Genomic DNA, 26,779 nt, shown 5'->3' on the forward strand with positions numbered 1-26,779 from the left:
TTGGAAGTACCACGTAGTTACTGAATGAGAACTGAAGCTGTCAGAGTCATCCTTTTTCATAAAATGGCTCTAACAGCTTTGTATTTACTAACCAGGAAAACGTATACACATGATAAAGAAGCATTTGAGAGGATACTTCCATGCTTGAAGCACTCAATACGATTGATTGGTCCAATGTTGCGAGCTGTTCTTATAGTTTGGATGAAATTCTAGTTGCAATACGAGGACTCGCCTCAGTAAATGCCAGCATGAGGGAAAGTGCATTCGCAACACTCTGGGTGTCACTGGAGCACCAGGGTTCCGTCTATGAAGCAACTGCTCTTGCTGTTCCTTTTCTTCTGACCCTTCTGGCTGACCCACAGACTCCAGATAAACGTGACCTTGTTTATCTTTTAGTACATCTTGATTGCGGCGGCCTCTATCTCGCGAATCGGTATCAAGACCTACCAGCCCAATATTATCAAAGAATGGCTGAGAAAAACGATCCCATCCCTTTTCAAGTGATAAGAGATCTTTATAAACAATGGCATGATGATACTCATCGAGCCTTCCGGGAAGGGCTACCTGTTTTTTTGCCTTTGCTCTCTGATTCTGATCCAGCCATACGTGAGGAGATTGCGTCTTTACTGGCGGCCTTTCCAGAAGAACATTCCATGCTCTTGCCGCCAATTATTGCCCAACTCCAAATTGAGCAAAATGCATATGTGCAGTGCTCTCTTCTTCTCAGCCTCGGATATTTCTTGCCATCTACGCTCGATACTTCTCTGCTTCTTTGTCTCTACCTGGAAGCCGAGGAAACCCCATTGCTTCAATTTATTGCTGCCAATGCTTTGTGTGCCTTCCTGAAAGACCAAACACCAGAAAAGGCTGTTCAGATCTTACTGGAGGTATTTGTAGACCCATATACGCTACAACCATTGTATGAGCGACTCTCCCCAGTCTGGGGAAGTGGGTGGATTCATGCGAGAGCCCTTTACTATTTGTCTCTCCTTACCTCATCTCCGCATCGAACATGGATTATAGAACGCTTGATTGAACTTTTCCCTACCCTTGATGACCATGTCGATTACGACTGTGCTGATTTGCTTGTTCGCGTGGCCTTCTATGAGAAGCAGTTTTGCTTCCAGCCACATTACACATTTCATGATCTTGACCCGCTACAACAAGCCGTGTTGCGAACGCTTGAAGCAAAAGAAATGACCCATGTTATGAACGAGGAGAATGAGTTTTTTGGCGCTGAGGCGTTATCATGTATGGGGTTTCCCGGTACTCGCCGTGGTTTGCAAAAGTTTATGGCAACGCATTAGTAAATTTTTATGCCTCATCGTTCCTGCGCTTTTTATTCAGGTGTTTCTTAAACTGTTATGAGGGGAAGCTTTAATGACAATATCGTCCAAGCGGAATAATCGGCATGCAGTTCTTATCGGATGTGACTATCTCATGCTGCATACCCGATCTTCAGTAGCATTCCACCATCTACCGACCCAGGAGCGGCTTTGGAACATTGAATGTTCTTCATTTAATTTCGCCTTCGACAGCCAGAATAACGTAGTAGTTTTATCACCGGAGGAAAGTACCAGCCATCTCGAAACCTCTCTTGCCATTTGGGATGTACATACTGGGAGTATTAGACATCACTTGACCTATACCCGTGATGGTTTACCTTATGAGGTCAGCCCAGGTGGTCTTGCTTTAAGTCCTGATGGGCGTATACTGGCTGCAGGAATGGAAAGTGAATTGGAAGCATTGGTTGCACTCTGGGATATAACAGATGGGCGGCTTCTTCAAACATTGAAAACTGGCGATAATGATGATATCACAACGCTTGCATTTCACCCCTCGGACAATTTTCTTGTTGGAGGAAGCTTTAATAATGGGAAGGTCTGGTTCTGGGATCTTGATAATGGGCACCTGTTCAATACCTGGGAACCTGGCTGCAAGGATCGTCCCCATGATTTAGCATTTAGTCCTGATGGAACAATACTCTTTGCTGGATATGGATTTTATGGTCTTTATGGGTGGGATGTAAAACAGAGGAAAGAAATATCAAAGCCGACGGGAGATTTGTGGGCAAATCGAGTAAGTATTGCACCAGATGGGTTGTCTCTTGCCGTTGGTCATTTTGGTCCCGTTGGATTACGGACAGTGCAAATATTAGAGATGAACACATGGCGTGCCTTGCATGAATTTTCTGGCGATAGTGATATTTTGACGGGCTCGTTTAGTTCAAATGGACGATTGCTTACCACAATGGAATCATATGGTGACGTCTCGATCTGGAATGTGGCAAGTGGAAAATTGCAGTACACACTGTAACCGCATAAATAGAGCGAAAATAATATATGTGTAAACGTATATTCCAATAGCGAAGCCTGTACAACTATTTGGCTTACACTCAGATTTGATACGGATCGCGAAGTTAAAAACAGTGTTCTAAAAATAAGATGCGTATGGCTTTTGAAGGAGGGATAATGTCAGAGTATGAAGTATCGCTCACATTCTCAAACGAAAGGGAGGCCGCAACCTCTTTTATCTTAGAGCCGTGGGGCGAAATCTATCGTATGGAACCTCATACGAAGTTGACGGTCTGTTTCTGCAGCCTCATTCCTCCTTCTTCTCCACATACTGTTGAAGTTGAGTATGGTGTGAATCAGATCACCGTGTATGCCTGGGAAGGCTGTACGGCTGCTCTTTTCCAAAATGGTGAAGAGTTAGGTACTGACATTGAATCCAGGCCTCGTGTTCCTCAAGGTTTAGAGACACTCAAAAGCATGGGTTTTTTTCACGCAACGATGAATGATGTGTTGGTCGAGGAAAGACAGAAAGATAGCAGGTGATCCAGAGAGTTTTTAGAAAGCAACTTTTTAGAGAGCCTAAATATGAAACATAATGAATAGCTTTGCTATTGGTGCATGGGAAAGGATTGTCTGGGCCTGCTGAGATTATTAAGAAAGAAGATGATCTCACAGTAGAAGTCTCTTAGAAGGAGTGAAGATGAAATTTACGGCTCACATCGTGATTGAACGCCCGATTGAGCACGTCTTTCGCTGGATGTTTCAACCATACCAACTCGTTCAATTGATTACGAGGGATCCTAACAATGACATCATTAGCAATGGGGCTATCCCTCCAGAATTGATCGAACGAATCAACAAGCTACAGCTTTTGGCGCGAGCTGAAACAGACATTGAGATCGACGAGCTTTCAACACCGACGCTCCAAGTCGGAACCACATTTCATTATATGAGGAGCGAGAAAGAGAAAGATTGGTCTAAAGCATCTCGAATGGGTGGATATCCTGGGACTAGAGGCATGGTTCAGGGTGAGCTTAAAAGAATGTGACAGTTTGGAAAGTCAAAGATCATCACTATCAGGCTCAAAAAGCCTTTTTACGGCATGGTGCTACTGTTCAAAGTGTCACATTGATTTGAATCATGCCAGAGGTTCTATTACTATCACCCAATCCGTCCCTCTCATCTTTTTCGCATTCACATCGACAGGATTTTTCCCCACAGAGCATCATCTGGGTTTCCAAACTCAGCAAGAAAGAACCAGTATGACCTATACGCAGTCGCTTCCTACGATACCATTCATGCTCGTATCTGCTATGGGTGGTAAATTTGCTGTAAATGAGGCCGCCCTTCATGGATCGGCGAGGATCATGCCCGCAAATGAGGTTGTCCCCGTTATAAAAGGGGCGAGTTCCTTCGGAAATGAGTTTGTGCGACAACACCTTCTGCATCTCAAGGCTCGAATGGAAAGTGCAATTGATTAGAAAATATTCATCGTTCATTTTTTTTACAGCATTCCAATTTGAGGCATTTTTCACATCAATTTTGAGCCGTTGTAGTCAAATATTGTAACTGCAGGTTAAATATCCATCTTGAATGCGTAGATAGAGATGACATAAAACGAGGCTAGAAGCGGTTTAACCTTACCACTTCTAGCTGCTATGGTTGGTGGAGTTGGGGAGAATTGAAGTCTGTAAAGTCCGTTTTCTGAGGTGGCTTGCTCTTGCTTCGATGGGGTTCTCATGCTGATTGGCAAATTCTTCTTGTATAAATTTGCCTAAGCTTTTTCATAGTGTTTAAGCTGTTTCACTCTCAGAATTGTTGCTAATCAGCAGAGAGTTACCCATTATTTTTGTATCAAAAGCATTGCCTCAGAATTAGATTGCGCTCAATTTTTTGATCGTTTCAACTTGTAAATCTTCGGATGATAATTCAACTGCCTCTAGCACTTGGAAGCAGAATCTTTGAATATCTTTTGCTGATCTTTGGACTTCTATGAATGTTCCATTACTTAGTTCTCTTGTTTCGTTAAATTTTTTCTTGTCTCGTCCTACTGAACGTGGGAATTGATTCATGATTAGTCCGAATTTTTCTGGCTCTAGTTCAGCTATGGTATTCATTGTTCTTTCAAGGACGTCTCGCCATGATTGAACCTCGAAGCGTTGACCGAGAATATTCATAGTTTTGGGTGTTGTCCCTGTAACTCTTTTCTGTTCATTAGGTTCGATTTCTTCATTTCCAAAGTATGGCCAGATAGAAAGTGCTATGTCTGTAAGGAGAGCCGATCGCTTTTCTATGTCCTCTTTTTTCCAAGAGTCTAGATCAGTAAAATATCTATTAAGCTCAATGTGACTGCTTTTGAAATGCTCTTTCTTGCTGCTAAAACTATGATTGGAAAGCTCTGGATTATATTTTGTGAGAGTAAGGTTTCCAATTGTATGTAATAATAACTCGTGGGTAATTTCATAATCACCTCCTAATTGTTCTTTCCATTGATCCGTTAACATTTGGGGCATTATATGTTCAATTGTAAGACCTTCGAAGTTAATTTGTTCCTTGTGGTTATATGATTCTTCAATGGCTTCTAGAATAAGCTTAGTTTTGACTGCGCGATCTCCATTTCCATAAAACTTGGAATCCATGAAGCGTAACTTAAACTCTGAATCTTTAGGATACCCTTTAGTTTGGAGAACTGATTTTAAACCGTCAACAAAATTAGTTGGGTTTTTGCTTTTGATTTGTATATAAAGAGCTGGGAACATCTTATTAAGTACATTAGTAGTTACATTACAAACAAATCGACGTATTATGAAGTTTTCGAGTATTTGAAGGACCTTAACGAAATTGTTTGCGGACAACTTGTTCTGATGGTAATCATGGTAGCAGTTTAATAAGAAAGGGTAACTTGTTGTTATTTCGAAGCGCCTGATGCGCTGTAGTGCTTTTTGGATATTCTTATCTGGCTCTTCTTTAGGATCAAGTAGTTTGTGATAGTACGTAGCAAATGTAGTCAAATCGCTAAGATGCTTTAATGGTTCTCCTTCAAGAAGGCGTTGCTTTAGAAAGTAGTAAACGTCACCTTGTTTTACAAACGCTCCGTCTATCATGAGATAGTGACGAATGCATTCTGTCAAACTATCTCCGAGCTTAGTTTGCATTGGTTCCCAATATCGTGCGTAAATATCCTCTTGTTCTTTAGTGTGGATTTTCATGAAGAAGTAGTTGCGAACGAGATCAGATTGTGTAAGGGGACGTCCTTTAGCGTTGAGGCTTTCAAAAACCAAGTATGGATCGTCATCTTGTTCGAGCACTATACTAACTACTGAAACATTACTGGATATTACTTTTTTTAGACTTTCTCCATCAATGTCGTTTCGCTTCAGCTTTCTATCAAAAAAATGATATGCACCCGTGATTTTGTCTTGTACTTGTTTGGTATCTGAGTGTATAAGATTATGAAATGATTCTCGGTCAACCTGGGTTGGTTGGAGTTTATAATAATCTGACCCTTTTTTATATCGGTTTACTAGTAAGGTGTCATTGATTTCTTCGGCCAGTTCTTCTTGATCATTCTTTTTTGCCTTGTCACGTAGCAGGGCAAGTAAAATAAAGATTGTTGTGAGACGTTGTTGACCATCAATAAGTAAATACTTCGCAATACCTTCTGGCACAGAGGTGGTTGGCATTGTTACTATAGAGCCAATAAAATGTGCACGTGGATTATCCGTATCATATAATTCCATAAGATCATTCCATAACATTTCCCATTCTTTTTTGTCCCAGCTATATGCTCTTTGAAAAAGAGGAACAATATATTGTTTTGTACCTTCGATGAGTGCTTGGAGCTTGGTTTCTGATGCTTTCATATTTCTGTTACCTCTAATTAGATAATTCTAATAATTTAAATAACCAATGAGATTTATGTGTTGTTTTCCGACTCTTTGTATCGCTATCTGCGACGTAATATTGAAATGCACTTTCTGTGTTTAAGAGTTTAACCTATCTCATTATTTCTTGCAATAGAATACAAATAATGAATCGCAAGTGATTTATGACGAGAAGAGTTGAAATTACCTTCCAAAACAATAGAAGTTCGACGCTCAAGCAGACCCATTTTTCATTGTCAAGAGGGTTGTTGCCTTTGAATAACATACTTCCTTCCCTCCTGTATACACAGTAAAAAACGGTTCTCTTTTTTTACTGACCACTATCCAAAATAATTTTGTATTTCTCCTTTCTCCTACGGGATAAATTCAGCAAAATACTTCGCCAATTGTTGCCTTGATTCCTTGGTATCATCTTCCTCGCTTAGAGATAAGCATGAATGTATGTTGCTAGGAAATGTGAGGTGTGATGTTTCGTTTTTTTTGTAGGTGGCGTTGGCCGCTGTGGTTACCTATTGCAGTGGGGTTGACCATACTTGCACAGGCTGGATTCCAATCTAGTACTGTAAGTATGGGATCAGCTTCGGATGCGGCGCATTATGCTGGAGGGTTGCGTGGTGGACCTGCTGTTTCTATGGCTCAGGTTGCACCTGATGCGTCCGCGCCTGCTTGTAAGCATCCTGGTAAGGTTGGTGATATTGTTCAGCAGGAATTTGGGTGGAACCTTTCGTTTCTTACGCCTAAATATCGCAACACAACCCTGTGTGATGATCAGCTGCTGGCGCTCACCGCGACGACCTGTTTGCGTTCTGCGGATTTGTTTCAGAGGATTGGTTGGCCTGTTGATTTGCTGGCAAAGCAATATGCGAACCAGGTGGTGTGTACGAAGGCTCATCAGCCACCATCGGCCACAGTAGGGAATTGTCCCCTGGATTCGGCTCTACCGAATAATCCGTTTGCTCCTATTCACTATTGTGATGCCTTTGTTGGTTTTATGCAGTGGATTGCTGACAGTTTTAACAACGGTGCGAACTGGTTGATTGCGCAATCTCAGCATATGACCGAGCGTATTCCACCTGATGCTACCTATGGAAATCCTGCTGTGATTGCGGTCTGGCAGGTGATGGTTCATATCACCGATGGCCTGGTGATCGTTGCGTTCTGTTGGATTGGTCTACGGCTCCTGACCGCTGGGAGTAGAGCCGTCAGCTATGCGGATGTTGTTGATGTTGTGCCGCGCCTTTTCTTGACACTGGTGTTTGCTCATAGCAGCCTCAAGATCGCGCAACTCTTGATCGACTTCAACAATGCGCTGTGCGATGTCCTGGTCAATCACGTTGGTATGTCTCCAATTCCTTTAGGAAACGCCGGGAAAGATGCGCCAGTCTTTCTGGCGGCGTTTCTCCAGGTATTGCATGGTTTGATGAATGTTCTGGTCGTGATTCAGGCCGCTATTGGGATCGCTGGTGTGGCCATTGCAATTACCATTGGACCGCTGTGCCTGTTGTGTTTGTTTCATGCGGATACCCAGCAGATTGCGCATACCTGGCTCCGGATTCTTGTGGCGCTTTGCCTGATGCGTTTTCTCCAAGTGTTAACCATCACTGTGGGTGGCCGCATGTTGGCAGCTGCGGTACTGCAAAATAATCCAGGCGCCGAGTTGCTCAATCTTCTCATCGGGATTGGCATTTTGTTTATAGCTTTTGTTATCCCCGAGATGCTCCGACATTGGATGCTTGTTCCTGTCTCTGCGGGAGGAACGGCGGTTGTTTCGGCCGTATCTGGAGCGGCCGAGGCTGGCTCATCAATCCGAGGAAGAGCCTAGAAGGATAACGTATGAAGAGTTTCAGGAGGGCTTTTGGATGCTGTACGATAATCTTCTTTTTTCTCTTGATTGTGGTGGTGATATCTTACGGGACACTCACGACGATAGCGCTGCAAGGAGAGGTAAATACGAGCCCTACCCCGGTCATCGGACATTCAAACAATGCTGTGGTGCAAATGGCGGTAAAGATGGCGCAGCATCTGCACTGTCAGCCAGATCCAAAGCTGGGTCTGGACTGCAATGATCCTCGCCTTGGAATCGCTCTAGATGCCTGGTATGATGCTGGATTTCCACAGGAGGTGATTCAATGGGCGGCTGTCCATTGTCCGGGCTGCGCGGCCTGGGAGAATGGCAATTTTCAATGTGTGGTGTTTGTCATTGCCAGCTATATCAATGTCAGGCCACTGCCCATTGTGAATGAAAATGCGAACCAGTTCTGGAATCTGTTTGCCCATCGGCCTGGATGGATCGAAAGCCAGCAGCCTTTGCCTGGCGACATTATGACCTGGGCTGGCGGTCCTTTTGGGCATGTCAGTATTGTGCTTGCCGCCGATGCTCAATCCATTACATTTGCGCAGGCGAATGCACAAATGCCTATTCAAACGTTGCCTCGCAATCGGGATGGCAGCGTGAACACGCACAACGGATACTGGGACGCCTTTACTGTTCAGGGATTTATTCGCCCTGTTTCCTGAATCGACATCTTTATGAATAGAGAAAGCGAGCAGCTATGCAATTTCCTGAAATCACCAAATGGACGAACGCATTTAGCGATTTTATTCATGCATTAGGCATCGGGCTTTTTATCTCGATCCTGGGCATTATTGGCATGATCTTGATGACATCCTTTGGTAGTGAGCGCAAAGGGATGCTGGCCAAAGCCGCGGCCTGGTGTGCCGTCTTTGGCTTTGCCTTTATCGTTGGGGGGCCGGTGCTTCAGACGATTGCACAACGCATCTTTGGCTAGTTGGAGGCTTTATGAGCAACTATAAGCATAAAATCCCGATCCATTTGGAAGTGGCTGATCATATCATCCTGGGCTTAACGGTGCGCCAGCTCCTCTTGATTGGCTCGGGCATAGCACTCGGCTATACCCTGTGGAACTCGCTGGCTTTTCTCAATAGCAGCGATATCGGCATGATTTGTAACATGCTCTGTTCCCTGGTTCCTGTTGCTATCGGCATGGCTGCAGCTTTTCTGCAGCCTGCCGCACGCGGCCTGGAACAGTGGGCAATGGTCTGGCTGCTCTATATCTTGACCCCAAAGATCTATCTCTGGAATCCGTTGCCCGATGAAATTCTGGCTCCAGTAGCGCACACTAAGACACCTGTTTTTGAGCGTGAAGAGGAGGATGAATAAAAAGTATGTTACAACTACGCTACCAACCTGGCAATATGATTGATATGATTGCTGTCCGTGAGATAGAGGGGAACACCCTCTGTCTCCGTACTGAGAAAGCGCATGAGCGCGAATATAAAGCAGTGTTAGAAACACAGCCAGTCAATTTCTCGTTGATGTCTGAGACCGAGCAAGAAGCGGTGCTGGAAGGCTTTCGTGTATTCCTGGCGCGCCTCTCCTTTTCACTGATGATCCATATTCGTATCGAACCGTACGAATTGTCATCATATCTGGCCGATCTTGCTACGGTGCGGAGCCAGGCCCCACACACTTCTGCCATCAATGAAGTGACTGATGATCATATTCATTTTGTGCATAATCTGGCATCTGTGCGGGCCTTATTACAGCGAAAATTTTATCTCATTGTGGCTGCTGATCGTCTCAAAATCAAAGGCAAGTCACGATCAGAGATTGCCGATCTCTCCAAGAGTGAACTGGAACGCCGGTGTATCGATATTCTCCAGGACCTTGAACGTATGGGATTACATGCCAGGCGATTGAACCGTCCGGAACTTGTCCACTACTATCAATCCTGCTTGCATGCGAAGGCCGCTAAAGCGTTTCCTCTTACTGAGCAGCAACTAGAGGCAACCGATCTTCCTGTTCGGCCTGACAAGAATAAGGCAGTGACGAACTTGAACACGGAATTGTCTGAGCACAAACATACTACTATTGCATTGCAGTCGCCGCTCAAAGAGTATCCCAATACAATCAACTTGCCCGAGTTATTGGCTCCTGGTTTGCTGGATATCAAGCCAAAGTATGTGCGTGTTCATCATGACGATCGTGATGAATATCTCAGATGTTATACCGTCATTGGATATCCGTCTCGGGTTTCGCCGGGATGGCTTGATCGGCTGGTCCAGATCGATGAGCCTTCCATCGAGGTTGTGATGCATATCCAGCCATTGGAAGCGGCGACGTATACGGCGCGCCTATCGCATAAGTTGACGGGCTACCGTGCGACGCGCATGCTGGAAGAGCGCCGTGGGCGCGATCACGATCCCTATATCCACGAGGCGTTGAAGCAGGTCGAGGTCCTGCGTGAAAAGCTGGTCGCGCAAGATGAGCAGGTCTTTGGCGTTTCACTCTACCTGCTCGTGCGCGCATCATCGCGTCTGCAGCTCAACGAGCGCTCTGAACGCCTGCTGTCGGTGCTCAAGAGCCTGGAACTGAAGGCGGTTGCGCTCTCACTGGAGCACCATCGCGGCTGGCTCTGTACGCTGCCAGATGGTCGTGACGTCCTAAAGCGGAAAAAGATCCTGGACACCAGTTCTCTGCTGACGGCATTTCCGTTTGCCAGTACCAGCCTCTCGATGGAGCACGGCATCCTAGAGGGCGTGATGCCCAATGGCAGCCTGGTCATCGTTGATCCGCTCAGCGACGAATTGCAGAACGGACACGCTATCAAGTTCGCTAAATCGGGCGCCGGGAAATCGTATCATGAGAAGGTCTACTTGAGCCGCTGCTTGCAGCGCGGGTATAAAGTGATCGTGTTTGATCCCGAGGACGAATACCGGCGCATGTGCGAGAGATTCGGTGGCACCAACATTCGCCTCTCGCCTGGATCGCTCCAGATCAATCCGTTTCTCCTGCCAACGGCGGAGAAGCAAGGGCGCAACCTCCTGGAGGAAAAATATCAGAGCCTGCATGTGCTCTTTGATCTCCTCCTGGCAGAAAAGGGGGAACGGGCATCGGGTACCCTCTCGCAGCGCGAGAAGGCCTATCTCAACGTCTGTATGAGCCAGCTCTATCAGCAGTGCGGTATCACCGCCGATCCCGCGACCCATACCAGAAAGCCACCCACGATGCGCGATTTTTATCACCTGCTGCGTCAGCAGACCTGCGGACCAGACACCTTTGGCTTGGCTGACCGCCTGCAGCGGCATGTCTCTTCATTTCCTGATGAATCCATCGGCCTGGGCCAGCATCAATTTGTCGTTTTCAACCTGCGCGATCTCGACGTCGAGCTGCGCCCCGTCGGCCTCTTTCTGGCCACCGATGCCGTCTGGACTGAAGTTAGGAGCGAACAGCATCCAGTCCCACGCATCCTCTCCGTTGACGAAGCCTGGGCTTTGCTGCAATTCGACGAAGGTGGTCGCTTCTTATCGAGCCTGGCTCGCCGTGCCCGCAAATACAACCTCTGCCTGCGCGTTACCACGCAGAACGTCCAGGACTTCGTCAGAAACGAGCACGGCATGACCATCATCCAACAATCGGAGATCAAATACGCTATGAAACAGGATCACACCACCATCGAAGCCGTCTCTGAGGCCCTTCAACTCAGCCAGGGAGCCCGAAAATTCTTACTGGGCTGTGCCAAAGGCGAAGGTCTCTACTTCGCCAAAGGACTCTCTGTTCCCATGAAAGTCGTAGCCAGCCCCATAGAACACAGTCTGGCCGTATCTGGTCCACAGGAAGTATTGGTGGAGGAGAATGGAGTATGAGAAGGAATACGATACAAGATAATGATAAATAACATTATCTTGTTGACTGCACCTCAAATTCAGATTTGAGGTGCAACGTGATATAAGTGAAAGAATAGCGGATCATACATGGATTTTCAATGATCTATATACGATCCGCTATTAAGTGCTATATAGATGTTGAGTGATAAATATAACCTGTTATTATAAATGTTGTACTCTAAATGCTAGAGTTTCGAAAAGAGCATGTGCAATCTAGCTTTCATATTTCCTCTCATAACTAGCACATGCTCTTTTCGAATAATTTAGTCGATTCCCTCTTCCTGATATTGTAGGAAGCTCTCTACGTACACGTCAATGAGATGAAAAGGATAGGGATATACTGTATATTGATCATGACGCACAAACTGTACGCTGGTTGTTAATAATAATGGGCGTATATCAAAGTTATCTTCTCCTTGATAGACGTCGAAACAACGGATAAGGTGTGCTCTTGGTTGCCGATCTTTCAATCTTTGTGGTGCACCAACCATATAACATTGTTTATTATCATACCAAATACCCCTATACATGTGGACATCTTCTGCTTTGTCGCTAGTAAACCAGCCCAAGCTTTGATAATATCCTTTAAAGAGAAGACTTGTATATTTGTTGTTTTTGTCAGGTTTGAAGCCAAAAATTGAGATTATTCTCTCCTTTTGATCGCCATCCCAGAGCTCGTTAAAAGAGATTTCATCTTTTTCTACTAATAGCTCATCTAAATACTCGTCGTATGCTTCTAGCTGTCTGTAAAAGTTTAGGGATTTTTCCTGATTACTATTTTTTTTGGGAAGCACCTTTCCTTCTAACAATCCTTGGGCTTCAAGTTGTTCAAATGAAAGGTAGGGTTTATTGCGGAGTTTATCGTAGTGAGGTAGTAACTTAAAGCTCTCAATAGGTAAAGCTGTTTTTACTTCTGTTTGTCGCCTAATAATCTCTTTATAATTGTATAGAACACGTTCCTCGAGTTCTTCTAGTTCGGCAAAAAATCCTGGCCCAACAATACAATTATAATGTGGCATGCCACTTTGATCTTCTTTAGCTAGAGCACTCTCATTTTCGCCATTGTCCTGTTTTGATTTCCGATATTTATGGAGCATATGTTCTTCTTGTTCGCACCAATCTATTCCTAACTGACCTAGCAATTTATCTCGCAGAATTTTTTGGGCCGGGTCGCGAAGATCCACGAAGCGTAAGCGATCATTCTCGACATAAAGTAACGTTTCATAAGGAGCCTGGTTAGCAATAGTGCGCATTTTGCGGATGAATATTTGATTTATAGGCATGTGCGGTAGATAGGCTTGCACACTGAGTTCGTTTAAGACCACATTTTTTAGGTAAAGTTGTTCAAGTGCAGCTTCTAACTTTACTCGAAAACTCTTGTTATTGGCTGATGGTAAGTCGTAGTGTAGATACATGTCCAGATTACTATGTACACCTTTGTTTTGATTTATATTGAATGATTGTTTTGCGATGTGAGCATATGTATCATAGACCTGCTTATAAGGGTCAACTTGTCCAAAGAGTATCCCACCTTCCAAAAAGTCTTCTTTATTATGATCTTGGAGAATGAGTGCTGGTTCATTCAGGGCCATAGAAAGATCTTCTATGTCTACAAAATGAACAGATTGCTCGTCGAAAATTTGATCAAATATCTCAAGGTAATTTTGTAGTGAATGCGTTTTGTTCAGCCGATTATCAAACACTTTGATCGGATCGAGTAGACAAAGCGGAAGGCTGGCTTGGTCTTCGGATAGTGGGTCAAACATCATGAATTGACGTTCTTTTATACGACAGGAGATGTCAAATTGTGTGAGAAACGATCTGAAGTCGTTGATGAAGTCGAATAGCAACTTTCCTCTACTCGCGTCTATGTGATATTGATCATGGTAATCGAGAGTGGTTCGCTTATCCGCTCGTGTTCGTATCCCATAGAGGGGTAGGTTGTTTTTTTTGTGATTTTCAATTTCATCACGTTTTAAATGTATTAAGTACCTCTTATCTTGTGTTGGTTTGTTGCCAAAGTAGGGAAAAGGAGGTAATGTGTCACTTGGATAATTGACCTTTTTGAATAGGCAAGCTCGACCAGTGATTTTTAGTTCTTGCTCTATATCCTCCTTTTGATTACGAATATCCCCATTAAGATCAATGCGTAGACAGACCAAGGCATCATCTTCCTTGGTATCTTTCTTTGCATAGACATAACAATAATCCTGACCAACAAAACGGTTTGTTTGGTCTCCGCGGATGTAAGCAATTTGCAGGAGCTTTAATAAATTATGTAGCTCCAGTTCTCGGAAGGATATTTCTCGTTTTTCTAAAGCAATATCAGAAACAAATGGAAGTTTGACATCAATGAGCGTGCCAGGTTTCACTGGGCGTGAATAAAGAGCGTATACTACCCATTTTTGTGATCCATCAATTGTATCGTACATGAAAGTTTTATATGGGCAATTAAGTTGATCGCGAAGACAGTTGTGCATTCGCCCATACGTATTTTTATCATGTTTAGCCCGATAACGTAAATCTTTTGGTAATATGTATCTAATAAGTTGATAGTGCGCTTCTAACAAGCTGAAATCGGTGGGTTTTGTAACAATCAATGTTGTTGTCGACGTCGGTCTTGGTTCTGTAACTTTGCTTTTCACCACGTATATATCTTCTTTCTTAATAAAGAGTTTATAGCGCTAAAAGGGATTGTAAGTCTTGAAGGAAATATTCGAATGCTTTGTGGTAGGCATTTGGATGTTTCCTTTGTAGAGCTCCTTGAATGATGATGATAGAGGCTGTCGAAAAATCCACTTCTTCAAAATCATCATTGTAGCAACCATAAGGACGTGGATGGCTGCTGATTAAATTAATGTAAACGAGTTTCACAGGCGTTCCATGATATGCACGAAGTTTTTCTACTTTGTGGCGCGCACTATCTTTAAAGTGAGCTTCATTCAATTTTGGGTGGCTTCTTGGATCCTCTGGTGGAATGGTAAAGCGTTCTAGCGTGTGTTCGTTGTAATATTTCCCATCAATGTAGCATGGGCAATCTTGAACCTTTAAATCAGCTAACTCAAAAACCTCATCAGGTACATCTTCTAAAGATATTTTCTCCTCTTGAAGTAAAGCTGTGATTGCCTCTTCACCAATAGCCCCGGTCAGAATTGCTTGATAGCAATATGGAGTAAAGAATGATGGGCAATTTGGATCAAATGCTAGTTTGTAATCTTGTGATAAAAAATAGTCACGAACAACAATGTTATCTTTTATTACTGAATAGAGGGCATTCATATGCCAATTATAAGTATCATGTTGGACAAGGCGTGCAGGAATAATTTCATTTTGAAGCGTAAGATGTAATGTTGCATCATGGTAATATGATGATGACGCAACGCATGCATAACCTCGGAGCTGTGTATCTTGGAAGTTATGTCGCAATACTTCTTGACGTATATGAAGCCAGATTTTACGTGCTTCTCTATCACCATTTCCGTTGCGTAATCCTTCCAAACGATTGAGTAATAACAGGATTTTTTGACGACTGCGCTCATTCTTACCTTCCAAACGCCCATCCTTGTAGCGGCTTATCTCACGTTCTCTTGGCGCTCGTTCAGCATGAATTTTCTCAAAGATGCGTTGCAGATTATGAGAGATAATAGGTTCACGTTCTTGTCTTGTTTGATCGAATTCAGGATTGCTGAAACGGTAAAAATGTTGATGGACGCTTTGACTTAGTAATACTGTCTGATCATCCATTTTACCCCAGATTCGTTCGATACGCCCTAAAGCTTGCATGAATGTTGCCATATGATTAAACAATGCATCAGCGCTTGTATCGGGATGTTCCAGATAGCGATTGTTCCATTCCCAGGGATCATCTAATGTACTAAGTATTTGTTTGAAACGGCGTTCAGTAATAATATTTTCTGTATACAATTTTGCTTGGTACCAAATATTCTCTTTTAATGCAGCGATTTTATCACTATACGGCAAATCATTATCTGGCTTACTAAAGTAGAAGTAGGGTGCTTCAAGCAAACCTATATAGGTAAAATCTTTTTGCTCTGTCTTCGTGGGTGAGGACCAATATTGGAGATTGACTCCATTCCCTGCAGAAAGATATTGTGTAACGACTATCACCGGTTTACCTTCCCAGAAGAGTGCATCGAACTTGCTTTGGGCCTCTGGCCTTTGCCGAACAGTAGCTCCTAACTGAGCATTGTAAAAAACTATGATAAAGATTTGACCTTGGATGAGAATCTCGTAAACGTCGAACCAGGGATTGCTATCTCTATCGCGTCGATTGACGACAAACAGGTTCTCGTCAGGTGTGGGATAACGATCAAATATGAGTTTGATTTGTCGGAAAGTTGTGAGGAATAATAGGCAGGTTGCGTTTTTATCTTTTTTTGCATTAACTCCTAACCAGATCAATGAAGAGAAGAAAAGTTGGATACGCTGTTTAAGATGTCCCTCGTGGGTTTCGTTTCCAAAATCTTCGTCTTTTTCGACTGCTAAGATAAATTCAAAAAGCCGTTGTTGATATATATCTTCTTGGTTGAGAGCGTCTAGAACAACGAGATCGATCTCGTTGTTTCTAATCTGTGCTTTTTCTTTATTTAAATCATGGATAATTTTTTTGTCTTCCTCATCGACTTCAATCCAATTTTTAGCTAATTTTTGACGTAACCAATTAATATTAAAATGATGTACGTGCCGCTGGATATCGGCTGTAGCTGATAGACCAAAAACAAGGTTATGCAGAGCAAGATTTTCCAGCAAGGTTTCTGGTGTGGTCAACATACCATAGTGACGAACTTCTACCTCCTCCTCGTCTGTCTTCTGTTGGAGATCATGAATATCATATAGGCTATAACCACTCTCCAATAAAGCATCTAGAGATGATTGCTCACTCATGCGTCTACGTGGATATGAGAACTGAGAAATTAGAGCTAATTCTTCTGGGAAAATAGTATCTTGGAAGCAGTGTCGCACTAATTCGTGGTAAATAACTTCATCATCTCCTCGTTCTAGTTCTTTAAATAGCAGCAGGATTAATTCACATGCTAGACTTACCTTTTCAAAAAAGGGCAATGCACGGTGTAACGTTTGGTCCATTAGGTTGTTTGGACTAGTTATGATTTCAAAAGAACGATTGGTCTCTTTTAGGTAGAGGTTATCTGTGCTGATCGTATGCAGTGTTCGGAAAATCACCGAGGATAAACGTGTCTTTTCTCCTTTTCTCTTCGGTCGCTGATGTGAGATATTACTAGTGAATTGATTAATATCTGGGAAATGCAAGCCTTGCTGATCAATGATGTCATGATCGATAATGAGATTAATCTGTTTGATACGTTCACGAATATCACCTGGAATAGGATAGGTTTCTAGAGGAAGTTTATGCCGCTTCATCGCTCGATAGAATAACTCATCTACCCAGAATGGATTACGAACATGTGGCTCTCGACAGATTAAGCCAACGAGATCATTTTCTAGAAAGTCAAATTCATCAAGGAAAATAATATAACCACCATCCTTTTTTTTCATACGTGTGAGATTTATATTCTTTAACCCATCAAAGAAGCCATAAAAGGTTTTTTGGATAGTGGCAATTAACAAACGAATTTCTGGACGACGTTTAAATGCTACGAATGGAAAAAGAGATTGAATAATTGGGTGATCCGCCAATTTCTGATAATCGGGACTTGTATCACGCTTATTTCCTGCACCTAATAATGCAGCCTTAAATGCTTCAAGCACTATTCGAGCGTGAGGTTGTAGCTGTTCTTCAACTATTGAAGGGAGTACTACCTGCGTTGTAATTATTTCTTCAAGTGTCTTACATGAGCGCCGAACGGTGGGAAGATCAATTCGCCTTCGAAGGTTACTATCATTCCAACGTTTGACTTTTTCTATAAAAAAAGCGCTTTCTAGTAACTCGTAAAAAGCGGAGCGTTGTCTTTTCAGGGTATTAAGGACTACATCTAAATCACGGTGTAGAATTACATATTGGGAAGATTGATTCTCTCGGTCGAGATCCTGCCCCATTCCCTCGACAAGTTGTTTTCGATTGGCTAGATAGATGAACTTGCGTTCTTGATTTTCTGGTAACTTGATAACTTTCCGGATACTGCTAGTTTTTCCCAGACCTGTTCCCCCTAATACAAATTTTAAACCAGTTTCATGCTGTTGGATAGTTCGATGATAATATTCTATATAGCTCAATTGAATTCTCCAATCTTTTCCTTTAGTTGAGGGATCTATTAACCGTAAATCAATCGTAACTACTCAGTAGCCCATGCAATGGGGAAAGGAGAACCAGCAAAAACCGCAGCAATGGCAGCAAGCATTGAGCGCCCCTGCTTGCGCATGGTTGAAAGATAGCTGCGAATGATGCAAAAAGCCGTAGCTCCATCGTCACTGCGGAAGGTTCCGGAAATCTTTTGCTGCACTTTCACCATGCGTAAATCTCGTTCGGCGAGATTGTTGGTAAAAGGCACAGACAGGTCCTCCAGAAAACCCAACACTTGATCAGCTCGCTTTAAGAGCGCATCGAGCAGATTCTTGGAGGCTTCCTGTTTTTTGCGTCCTTGTCGTTTGGGCTGCAGACTTCCTGGGGGAGGGGCTTGAGCGGCATGCGTGGCAAAGCCAGCGGCCAGAATGGCAAAATACTGGGCAAGCCACTGCTCCCGTTCGGGGGTGGGGACGGCGCTCGCTCCTTGGAGGCGCCAGCGATCAGCGGCTTGCTTCATCGCCAGCAACAGATCGAACATGGCTTGTCCCCAAGGCTGCTTCTCCTGTTCGGCGACATACAGGCAGTCGCGTAGCAGGTGGGCTCCGCAGAGGCTATGGGTACAGAGGTAGCGATCATAGCTGGACCAGCGATCATGCATGGAGCGGCCCTGATAGTGTGGCCAGATCCCAATCTGCTCCAGAGCCTGATGCCCTCGTTTGCGATGCCAGGAGTACAGGGTGAGCCAGGGAGTCGCATTGAGATGCATCCAATGCAAGATGCCTTTGACACGCATCCCCGTTTCGTCAGCATGTTGCAAGGGGCTGGCCAGCAGTAAGGTTTTGATCCGCTCGATGCTCGACTCAAGGGTCTTGGCTGCCTGAGCAATCCAACGGACCAGCGTGCCTTCGGACAACTGACACCCGCACAGATCAGCAAGAGCTTCACAGGTGCGTTGCAGTGGCACCAGTTGAAAGTGGGAAAGATAGACCGCCAAGGCTTGGACCTGCGGGCCATACTGGACAGCAGCATCGACGCCTGCCGGAAAAGACGCCTGCGTCACATGCTGGCAATAGGGGCAGCAGATTGCTTGTCGGCAATGCTCCTCGACCAGCAAACGCCACGTGGGCAGATCGTGGACTTGACGGCGTTCGTTGGTGATAGCTGCCTCCTGCTCAAGAGGGTACTGACATGCTTCACAGTGCGTTGGACGATGAAGCACGACGCTATCAGGAGTCAATGCTTGCATCAGGGTATGACCGTGGTGACCGGCTTGTCCACCGGAAGTCTTGCCGCTTTTGCGCCGCTGTTTGCCAGGTTTGCGACCCAATCCATCACTGGAAGGAGGTTTACTACTATTATGACTATCTTTTCCCAATCGCCGTTCAAGCTCTTCAATGCGCAACAAGGCACCTATGAGCAATCCTTCGAGCTCTTCGATCCTGCGATCTTTCTGCTCTGCTTGCTCTTTGAATGCCTCTGCTTGCTCTTTGAGCTCTCGGTAGGCTTTCTGAAGATTTCTCACTTCTTCTTCTGTCATGCTCTTAGTTTATCAGCTTTGTCCAGCTTTTCTCAAGGTACTGAGTAGTTACAATCAATCTTTAATTTGATACTTGTATTATTATCTTTATACATACACAAGAGTCAATTGCGCATGTATAAAGATAATAGTGTCTTGGGATTGTTTTGTAAATACTTTTAAGTACTCAGAAGATAATGATTTCATTAAGATTTTGTGATTATGAAGGCGGGGTTACTCAACCAGCATAATGAGAAGGGTTTCTATGAGTGTAACTTTTCCTGCAAAAAATGACGAAGGACTAATCTTTTCTTAGAGTGGATGAGTAAAACAGAATGTTATTTCTTGAAGCTTCCCAAGAGATTTGGAGTATCATGCTCTCAGATGGAGTTCAGAAAGCGACCATCACTTCTTCCTTACATTTGATTTCTGCACTATGACTTCCTTTGGCTCAGGAGTTTGTTCGTGTGCCTCTTGAGTTGCCTCGGGTTCCGACTGGTTCCCTCAAAAAGCCAATCACTGCGATTGAGCAGAGGGCGATCATGATTCATCGTATACGTGTGTTGGTGGTGGCATGCGCCGTGGTATTGAAGTAGGTAGATAACGCATGCGACGTTGGACAGCAGACCAATGAGGCGGTTTAGGATGAGGCACATGATTTTTATATGCAATCAATCATGTTACTAAAAAGGGAGTAAATTATGTGTCAAGTAATGTAATTGCTCTTGTGATAAAAATGCATGGTGCTCTAATCCTGGAAAGCCGCCCCATTGGAGAATGCAGAGCCTTAAATAATTTATAAAAGTGATGTTGTGTGGTTCCCCAACGAAAATGGTATCGATCGCTTTGCAGGGAAGTATCATGTCGTAAGTTCCACCGCCACTATATTCATACTTATGGAAACAATCACCGGAAAGCAATAATCTGGATCTTCCTTCCAGTTCTCGCCAAACATCGTAACTTGTATGAGTGCAATGTCCAGAGGACAAATACAAAGAGGATCTAATTTGTATCCATGGCTGGCTTTCATTGATGAAAATGCACCAACCAGGTTGACACATCCGACTTCTTGATAAAAATAGCGCAGGGAGAGCGGTAGCGATCCACTGAGCTGGTCTAATGTTGCAAGTTGTTCATGCACATGTGGTGCCGGAGTCTGGAAAAGAGGTATTTCCTTTTCGTACATCTCTCTCTCTTGCTGTGTGTAGAACTCTCTGCATAATCCTTTGTGATGTTCATATCCAATTGTTGGCAGGCGCTGTATAATCATTTCGATATTGATGCGTACTCTTTGCATCATCAAGCGCATGACATCTGATGCATCCTCATAAAGAGAGGGTTCGCGAATTTGATCTTGCTTTGCGAACAAGGCATCATATACAGCCTGATGATATCCTTGTTGATATCGTTCATAAAAGCTCATCATTGCTCCTCTACAATGTACTAAAGGAAAACTTACAAAGCTGACTTTAAATAATGCTGATATTAAAAGTATCGCATATCTAATTTAAACGGTCCATTTACATCAAATTTGAAAGGAACTCCGATGTTTGCTGAAACGTATCCAGCCCTGTACCGTGATCCTCAGGGAGAGGTGTCCACAACAATACGAAATGATGGCAAAAAGCTACGTATGGTGCTACGCGATGTTGAGTTTATAAGTACTATGTTTGATGATTGGATGCCGACTAGTAGCGTTGATGCGTTAGCGTTGCAGTCCTTTACCCTTGATCGTGGAGAGCTTCGTGGTTTTAGCCTTGAAGTTGATATGCCAATTCCGATGCTTTTTCAGAAAGAAAAGGTGCAAGGTATCCTGCATATTTCTTTTGTACTTGGCGTGCCTACTTCTAACGGCGGCACTGATCGAGAAATTGTTGCCTTGACATTAAATATTATGAATACTTGCTTCTCCTCTCAAGGCAAGAGTGGATACTTTGAAGATGAACTCCTTGATTTGCAAAAGCAGCTTCCCAACGATGTCACCATGCAAATATGTTTCTCATGTGCTTTTTCAGATTATAGCCCGTATGGAAATGGGTTGTTTGGGTGTATGGCTTGTTTTCGTGGAAACAAACAAGTGTATCTGGCAGCACAAACAAAACGCGATATCCTGGATCTCTGGGATACACATACTGAGTATGTTCAAGAGACTTATCGTTGTGATGAATTTGAACTGCGTAAGCCTGGGACTGGCTATCGCGGATAAAGGATATATATGTCTGCCGGAAAGTTGGTTTTTACCCTTCAAAAGCTCTACAAGGATAGCTGGGTCGCCGTGCTCGGTGATGGAATAGAGAAAGCAATCATTACAGCTTCCTCTATTCCATCACCACCATTAGAGCCTTTGCTCTGGGCGGTACGCTTATTACTATTGGGAGCAAGTGATGCTAAATGCTCCTGGTGGAATGAGCCGGGAGAATATCGCTGGTTGTTTGTACGCCAGAGAGAACAGGTGTTGATCCATATTGTCTGGTTTCGGGACATTGCCGACTGGTCGGATGAAAAAGGGAAAACTGTTCTGCGGATGGAGTGCGATCTACTATCCTTTGCTAAAAGGCTTTTCCATCAATTGGGTCAACTGCAGTATCGGGATGGTGATTTGACCATTCCTCTTGATGAGCATCAGAAACTTCAAAAGGCTATCCAGGCATTCGAGTATGCGAACCGTGGAATGCAAGCCTCTGATGCCTCATAGAATTGGGCTTTTATATAATATGTATTGGGAGATCGAAGAACAAGCCCTTGAGCCCCACATTCTGTGTTAACATTTTTGAATAGATTGAATTGCTCTCAGTGCGGAATCACAAACTCTATCTGCACCTGCATACTCTGTATCATTTTGCTGCAGCTGGTATAGTGCGGGCAATGCTCGTTGGTCACCTTGCTGGCCTAATGCATAAGCGGCAGCAGCACGAACTATACCAGTGGAGTCCTGCAAAGCTTCAAGGAGAAGAGTAAGTATGCGCTCTTTTTGTTCCTGGCTCAGATATTCAGTAACAATATGGTGTTCCTTTGAGTTAGGAATAGCATCCTGCTTCTTATCTATCTTCACTAGATTGATAATGGCAGCCGTACGCGTGGCTGGGTCCGGGTCACTTAGCGCGTTGATGAGAGGATCAAATGCCTTTAATCCTCCAAGCTTACCGATGGCATAGCATGTTCTTTGTCGTACATATGCATCTTTGTCTGTGAGCAGAGTAACAAGAGGCTCGATAGCTTGCTGTTCCCCTACATGACCTAGCGCTTCAGCCATAGTGGCGCGCACAAGGCGATCATTGTCCTGGATCATACCGATGAGATCAGGTATGACCTGCACATTTTTAAATTGACCCAATGCATAAACGACATACTGGCGTACAATACAGTTTTCATCTTTGAGTGCTACCCGTAGTGCTGGAAGTGCAGGCTGACCAATATCAGCAAGCGCTTTTGATGCCATTTGCCATGCTGTGATTGTTTCTTCGTCATCCCAATCATGGCGAAAAACGCTAATGAGTGGCTCAACAGCCTTTGGATCACCTATGTATCCAAGCGTTTTGGCAGCTTCTTGAGCTGCATGAACATGGTCGCTAGCCAAAACGTCAATCAGCAGGTTTACCGCGCGTTTATCTCCAATGCTGCCCAGTGCTCGTGCCGCTTCTGATAAGTAGTGGTATCCAAACCGCGAGTTTCTGATTGCATCCATGAGTGGCTCGACTGCTGGCAAACCTATTTGGATCAATGCATCAGCTGCTTCGTTGCGTGTTCTCCAATGCCGATTATTTAATGCATTGATAAGGCTCTCTATCTCTTGGGCTTTTTCAATATGACTCACGTATCCTCTTTTTTCACAAGTGTACTCTTTAGAGATATGTTTATCGAAGTATTCTCATTATTTTAATTTAATACTTCTGTACCGTCAATTTGCTGGCCGCTATTTATTCGTGCCGATGGAGCCACTCCAGGGCGGTTTGTTTTCTTACACCTGCCCGTTTGCTCAAATTGGTTCCGGTAATCTTTTCGCCTTCGTGGAGTAGTGCTTGATAGGCAGTTTGTAGCTTCTCTTCGATATGTGTGGGTTTCTGTGTTACGTCTTCCTGTTGCTCAGATATTTGCTTGTGATCTTCTTGATTGGACTCGGGTTCCCGCTGGTTCCCATTCTCGTTTGAATATGGTCTGGGCAATGCGGCCATATTCTCAGCTAGTTCCTCAATATTGATTTGTTGTGGGGTTTCTGTTTGTTGCATGGTATCGACAATAGCGCGGGCGAGTAATCGATAATCAATCTGTATCTTTATGGGTTCTCGATCAAGGTCATTTTTTCTTGAGTTTCCTTGCGTCCATTCGTCGCGTAATTGGTTGAATGAGAAGTCTTTGAGTCTGGATGCCAGCAAAAAGCCAATCACGGCGACTGAGCGGAGGGCAGTCATAATCCAGAGTGGGATGACTCCGGATACGTGGGTGTCGGTGACGGTGTCAAGGCCGGTGTAATCACGAGCCGATTGAGAATTGGCCGCCCTAGTGAAACGAACTCCAAAGAACAACATTCCATGAGCGCCGGCGAACAAATGCCGACCAAACTGCGCCAGAATCAAGTGATCCCAACGCCGGCGCACAAACGCCGCTTACCGAACGCCGGTAGATTTGCCGCCGGTGGCGCTGAGAGCCACTTCCGGTGAGGCTGAGAGGCTCGTACGCTCGGTCTGACGCTCCTTCATGCGATAACTGCGCCCATTAATGGGGATAACCTCAGCATGGTGAAGCAGCCTGTCGAGCAGTGCTGTGGCAAGCACTTCATCCCCAGGAGAGCGCCCCATTGAGCAAAGCTCGTGTTGGAGGTCAGGATGATCGAGCCATGCTCATAGCGTGCCGTCACCAACTCAAAGAAGTGGTGCGCCTGCTCCTGTGACAGCTTGGTGTAGCCGACTTCGTCGATGACCAGCAGACTGGGCGCGATATAGCGCCGCAGACGCTGCCGCATGAGGCCAGGATGCGATGCACTTTCCAGGGCCTGTGCGAGCTCAGCCAGGGTCGTAAACAACACGGAATGCCCTGCTGCGAGCGCTCGATCCGCCAACGCCAAGCTCAAGTGTGTTTTGCCTGTCCCCGGAGGGCCGAGGAAGACTACATTGGTACAGGTTCGCACAAACGAGAGATCCGCCAGTTCCCGCAGTCGCCGTTCGGAAAGGGTCGGCTGAAAGGAGAAATCGAACCCATCCAAGGTCTTTTTTCCAGGAATGCGCGCCGCTTTGAGCCGCCGAGCGATGGCCTTCTGCTCACGTCCATCTAACTCCGCAGCCAGAGCTCGTTCCAGCAACATCTCATAGGTCCACTGCTCGTGCCGGGCCGCATTTAGGACGTGTGGCAGTGCTGCTTCCAAGTGCGTTAAGTTCAGTTGTTTGTATACTCCTTTCTTCATGCGACCACCTCCTGCATGGTCACGACTCCACAATACTGATCATACTCCTGGAGGGGACGGCTTTCGACGTCCGGGGCAGGCTGCAAATGGCCTAAGGGCGTGGGCGCACGGCGGGTAGCTGAGACGGAGGCGACGGTCTTCCACTGGTCCGCGTGCGGCACGCTCTCTTGCGAGCGCGGTCGCTTCTCGATAGCAAACACCTGAGTGCCAGCCGACCAGACGGTGAGCAAGCCCTTGCGCTCACGTACCTGGACCTGTTTGCCTGCCAGTTGCAGCGTCCCTGGCAGCCCATACAGCACGCCATCGTAGGAGACGTAGCCATCCCAGGTGACTTTGCGCTCTTCGGTGGCGAAGCGTTCCCAAGCAAAGTCTTGGGGCAAGGGCAGCAGCTTCTCTTCGGCAAGGCGATCCACGGGCCGTGCATGGGTCGTGCGATGCACACGGGAGTTGATACGCTCGCACCACGCATGCGCCTGGCGATTGAGATCATCCAGATCGGTAAAGGTGACCCCACCCCATAAACTCTTCTTGACATGGCTGACTGTACGCTCGACTTTGCCCTTCGTTTGTGGTGTGTACGGCTTGCAGACGCGTGCGCCAACTCCAATGGAAACCATGAAATCGGCAAAGCGGGGATTCCACCGCGGCTTGTTCTCCTCCATTTCTAAGAGGACGCTCTTCATGCGATCCGTCAGCGCAACCTTCGTTAAGCCACCAAAGTACTCAAATGCCTCCATTAAGCAGCGGATGAGCGTGGGTGTGTCGCAACGCTTCACAAAGGTCACAAAGCGCATGCGTGAATAGCCAAGGATAGCCGTAAATCCATAAAATTTACGCATCTGACCCTCATGCTCGTATACAAACTCGCCCCAATCGAATTGAACCTGCTCTCCTGGATTGGTTTCGTATCGTTGTACGGGCGCGTGGCCAGCCACTGCAGCCCGCAGCGGCTGCACGTATTCCTTGAGGATACTGATCCTGCCGGTGTAGCCCATCTTCTGTAACCGCTCGAAGATCACCTCGCAATTGGTGCAATGGTCTTCCATGACCCACTTCTTGATCTGTTCTTTAAATGGATCAAGCTTGGAGGGACGCACCGGACGCGGTTTCGGGATCACCGCCTCGGGATGTTTCAAGTATTTGCGTACCGTTGTGCGTGAGATCTCCAACTCCTGAGCAATTTCCTGTACATTCTTCCCCTGTGTGTAAAGATCGTGTATTGTTAGCACTGTCTGACTCCTAAGCATGGTCGGTCTCCTGAGAATATTGTTGTGTTTATATCCTCAGTCTACCGCCTTCTTGGGGTCGGTCAATTCTTCACCGGCTCGAGTATACACCGTCCTTAATAACGGGGAGCCCTGCGGCGTGTGCCAGGGCGTCGAAGTGGGTGATCAGGCCTGCGACTGTGGCTAGCAGGCCAGCGAGGGTGAAGAAGATAATGGCTTTGATCTTCTCTCGTTCGCGGACGGCTTGAAAGGCGTTCATAAAGACAATGCCGAGGCTACTATCAATCGCGATGGCTTGTGCCCATGACCAGGCATCCGAGAGGGGCTTGTTCTGGCTCATGATATCGCCGTCGGTCAAGAAGTTGGCTGTGCTCATGACGATGCCTGCTGCAAGCAGGAGTTCACTGGTCTTGGTGATAAAGTTAAAGATGAATTTGATCGTTTCTTCATACCAGGAGAGTGATGCGAAGGCTTGAAGTCGGGTCTGCTGATCTTTCATAATGCTACTCTGATCTTTCTATATGATACTGAATAAGCCTATGCTATTTCG

22 protein-coding genes and 1 pseudogene are annotated in these 26,779 nt (G+C 45.2%); 13 read left to right on the forward strand and 10 right to left on the reverse strand.

Annotated elements, in window-relative coordinates:
• Window positions 1–140 precede the first annotated feature (140 nt).
• The 4 genes from EL645_RS22040 to EL645_RS22055 all read left to right on the forward strand — a co-directional run bounded on the left by EL645_RS22040 (window position 141) and on the right by EL645_RS22055 (window position 3,342).
• Complete coding sequence (locus EL645_RS22040; RefSeq protein ID WP_126552493.1) at window positions 141–1,307, forward strand: HEAT repeat domain-containing protein; 1,167 nt, start codon at window positions 141–143, stop codon at window positions 1,305–1,307.
• A gap of 73 nt (window positions 1,308–1,380) precedes the next feature.
• Window positions 1,381–2,316 carry a WD40 repeat domain-containing protein gene (locus tag EL645_RS22045; protein WP_126552494.1) on the forward strand — a complete coding sequence of 312 codons (936 nt, stop codon included), beginning with the start codon at window positions 1,381–1,383 and terminating at the stop codon, window positions 2,314–2,316.
• 155 nt (window positions 2,317–2,471) lie between these two features.
• The gene (locus EL645_RS22050) at window positions 2,472–2,837 is read left to right on the forward strand and encodes a hypothetical protein (protein WP_126552495.1); all 366 of its coding nucleotides are present in this window, start codon (window positions 2,472–2,474) and stop codon (window positions 2,835–2,837) included.
• Between the two features lie 157 nt (window positions 2,838–2,994).
• Window positions 2,995–3,342, forward strand: a complete 348-nt coding sequence (locus tag EL645_RS22055; RefSeq protein WP_126552496.1) for a hypothetical protein — start codon at window positions 2,995–2,997, stop codon at window positions 3,340–3,342.
• An 826-nt stretch (window positions 3,343–4,168) separates the two neighbouring features.
• Here the strand turns inward: EL645_RS22055 and EL645_RS22060 are convergent.
• Window positions 4,169–6,157, reverse strand: coding sequence for a DUF262 domain-containing protein (locus tag EL645_RS22060; protein ID WP_126552497.1), 1,989 nt, complete (start codon window positions 6,155–6,157; stop codon window positions 4,169–4,171).
• 589 nt (window positions 6,158–6,746) lie between these two features.
• Between EL645_RS22060 and EL645_RS22065 the strand changes: the two genes are divergently transcribed.
• Genes EL645_RS22065 through EL645_RS22085 form a run of 5 tightly spaced genes read left to right on the forward strand, consistent with a single transcriptional unit; the run spans window position 6,747 to window position 11,845 of the window.
• Window positions 6,747–8,000, forward strand: coding sequence for a hypothetical protein (locus EL645_RS22065; RefSeq protein ID WP_126552498.1), 1,254 nt, complete (start codon window positions 6,747–6,749; stop codon window positions 7,998–8,000).
• Between the two features lie 11 nt (window positions 8,001–8,011).
• The gene (locus EL645_RS22070) at window positions 8,012–8,695 is read left to right on the forward strand and encodes a CHAP domain-containing protein (RefSeq protein WP_126552499.1); all 684 of its coding nucleotides are present in this window, start codon (window positions 8,012–8,014) and stop codon (window positions 8,693–8,695) included.
• A 35-nt stretch (window positions 8,696–8,730) separates the two neighbouring features.
• Entirely contained in the window at window positions 8,731–8,967 is a 237-nt protein-coding gene (locus EL645_RS22075; protein WP_126552500.1) for a hypothetical protein, read from the forward strand.
• Window positions 8,968–8,978: 11 nt separating this feature from the next.
• On the forward strand, window positions 8,979–9,359 hold the full coding sequence (locus EL645_RS22080; protein WP_126552501.1) for a PrgI family protein: 381 nt from the start codon (window positions 8,979–8,981) through the stop codon (window positions 9,357–9,359).
• A 5-nt stretch (window positions 9,360–9,364) separates the two neighbouring features.
• Complete coding sequence (locus EL645_RS22085) at window positions 9,365–11,845, forward strand: VirB4 family type IV secretion system protein (protein ID WP_126552502.1); 2,481 nt, start codon at window positions 9,365–9,367, stop codon at window positions 11,843–11,845.
• 284 nt (window positions 11,846–12,129) lie between these two features.
• On the opposite strand, the gene EL645_RS22090 is transcribed toward EL645_RS22085, so the two are convergent.
• The 3 genes from EL645_RS22090 to tnpC are packed head-to-tail and all read right to left on the reverse strand — an operon-like array spanning window position 12,130 to window position 19,626.
• On the reverse strand, window positions 12,130–14,514 hold the full coding sequence (locus tag EL645_RS22090) for a hypothetical protein (protein ID WP_136625264.1): 2,385 nt from the start codon (window positions 14,512–14,514) through the stop codon (window positions 12,130–12,132).
• Window positions 14,515–14,542: 28 nt separating this feature from the next.
• Window positions 14,543–18,079 (reverse strand): hypothetical protein, encoded by a 3,537-nt coding sequence (locus EL645_RS22095; protein WP_126552504.1) that lies wholly within the window; start codon window positions 18,077–18,079, stop codon window positions 14,543–14,545.
• A gap of 59 nt (window positions 18,080–18,138) precedes the next feature.
• Window positions 18,139–19,626: an IS66 family transposase gene (tnpC, locus tag EL645_RS22100; RefSeq protein WP_126548577.1), complete on the reverse strand. Its 1,488-nt coding sequence runs from the start codon at window positions 19,624–19,626 to the stop codon at window positions 18,139–18,141.
• Window positions 19,627–20,072: 446 nt separating this feature from the next.
• On the opposite strand from tnpC, the gene EL645_RS44415 reads away from it, so the two are divergent.
• Window positions 20,073–20,201, forward strand: a complete 129-nt coding sequence (locus EL645_RS44415) for a hypothetical protein (protein WP_281276352.1) — start codon at window positions 20,073–20,075, stop codon at window positions 20,199–20,201.
• A 263-nt stretch (window positions 20,202–20,464) separates the two neighbouring features.
• Here the strand turns inward: EL645_RS44415 and EL645_RS22105 are convergent, their stop codons facing one another.
• Window positions 20,465–21,031, reverse strand: coding sequence for a hypothetical protein (locus EL645_RS22105; protein WP_126552505.1), 567 nt, complete (start codon window positions 21,029–21,031; stop codon window positions 20,465–20,467).
• Window positions 21,032–21,151: 120 nt separating this feature from the next.
• On the opposite strand from EL645_RS22105, the gene EL645_RS22110 reads away from it, so the two are divergent.
• Together EL645_RS22110 and EL645_RS22115 are read left to right on the forward strand one after the other, a co-directional pair.
• The gene (locus EL645_RS22110) at window positions 21,152–21,811 is read left to right on the forward strand and encodes a DUF6304 family protein (RefSeq protein ID WP_126552506.1); all 660 of its coding nucleotides are present in this window, start codon (window positions 21,152–21,154) and stop codon (window positions 21,809–21,811) included.
• Window positions 21,812–21,820: 9 nt separating this feature from the next.
• Complete coding sequence (locus EL645_RS22115; RefSeq protein ID WP_126552507.1) at window positions 21,821–22,300, forward strand: hypothetical protein; 480 nt, start codon at window positions 21,821–21,823, stop codon at window positions 22,298–22,300.
• 66 nt (window positions 22,301–22,366) lie between these two features.
• Here the strand turns inward: EL645_RS22115 and EL645_RS22120 are convergent, their stop codons facing one another.
• Together EL645_RS22120 and EL645_RS22125 are read right to left on the reverse strand one after the other, a co-directional pair.
• Window positions 22,367–23,419 (reverse strand): HEAT repeat domain-containing protein, encoded by a 1,053-nt coding sequence (locus EL645_RS22120; protein ID WP_126552508.1) that lies wholly within the window; start codon window positions 23,417–23,419, stop codon window positions 22,367–22,369.
• Window positions 23,420–23,522: 103 nt separating this feature from the next.
• Entirely contained in the window at window positions 23,523–24,131 is a 609-nt protein-coding gene (locus tag EL645_RS22125) for a hypothetical protein (protein ID WP_126552509.1), read from the reverse strand.
• Between the two features lie 3 nt (window positions 24,132–24,134).
• On the opposite strand from EL645_RS22125, the gene EL645_RS44420 reads away from it, so the two are divergent.
• A complete protein-coding gene (locus EL645_RS44420) occupies window positions 24,135–24,263 on the forward strand; it encodes a hypothetical protein (protein ID WP_281276353.1) in 129 nt (42 codons plus the stop codon).
• Here the strand turns inward: EL645_RS44420 and istB are convergent.
• The 3 genes and pseudogenes from istB to EL645_RS22140 all read right to left on the reverse strand — a co-directional run bounded on the left by istB (window position 24,210) and on the right by EL645_RS22140 (window position 26,728).
• Window positions 24,210–25,003 (reverse strand): annotated as a pseudogene (gene istB / locus EL645_RS22130) (IS21-like element helper ATPase IstB). The gene EL645_RS44420 and the pseudogene istB sit on opposite strands and share 54 nt — an antisense overlap.
• Window positions 25,000–26,250 carry an IS21 family transposase gene (gene istA, locus EL645_RS22135; RefSeq protein WP_126548761.1) on the reverse strand — a complete coding sequence of 417 codons (1,251 nt, stop codon included), beginning with the start codon at window positions 26,248–26,250 and terminating at the stop codon, window positions 25,000–25,002. The pseudogene istB and the gene istA overlap by 4 nt, the downstream one beginning before the upstream one ends.
• 70 nt (window positions 26,251–26,320) lie before the next feature.
• Window positions 26,321–26,728, reverse strand: a complete 408-nt coding sequence (locus EL645_RS22140; RefSeq protein ID WP_126552511.1) for a hypothetical protein — start codon at window positions 26,726–26,728, stop codon at window positions 26,321–26,323.
• Between the last annotated feature and the right edge of the window lie 51 nt (window positions 26,729–26,779).

It is taken from the genome of Dictyobacter kobayashii, from assembly GCF_003967555.1.
GTDB classification, from domain to species: domain Bacteria; phylum Chloroflexota; class Ktedonobacteria; order Ktedonobacterales; family Ktedonobacteraceae; genus Dictyobacter; species Dictyobacter kobayashii.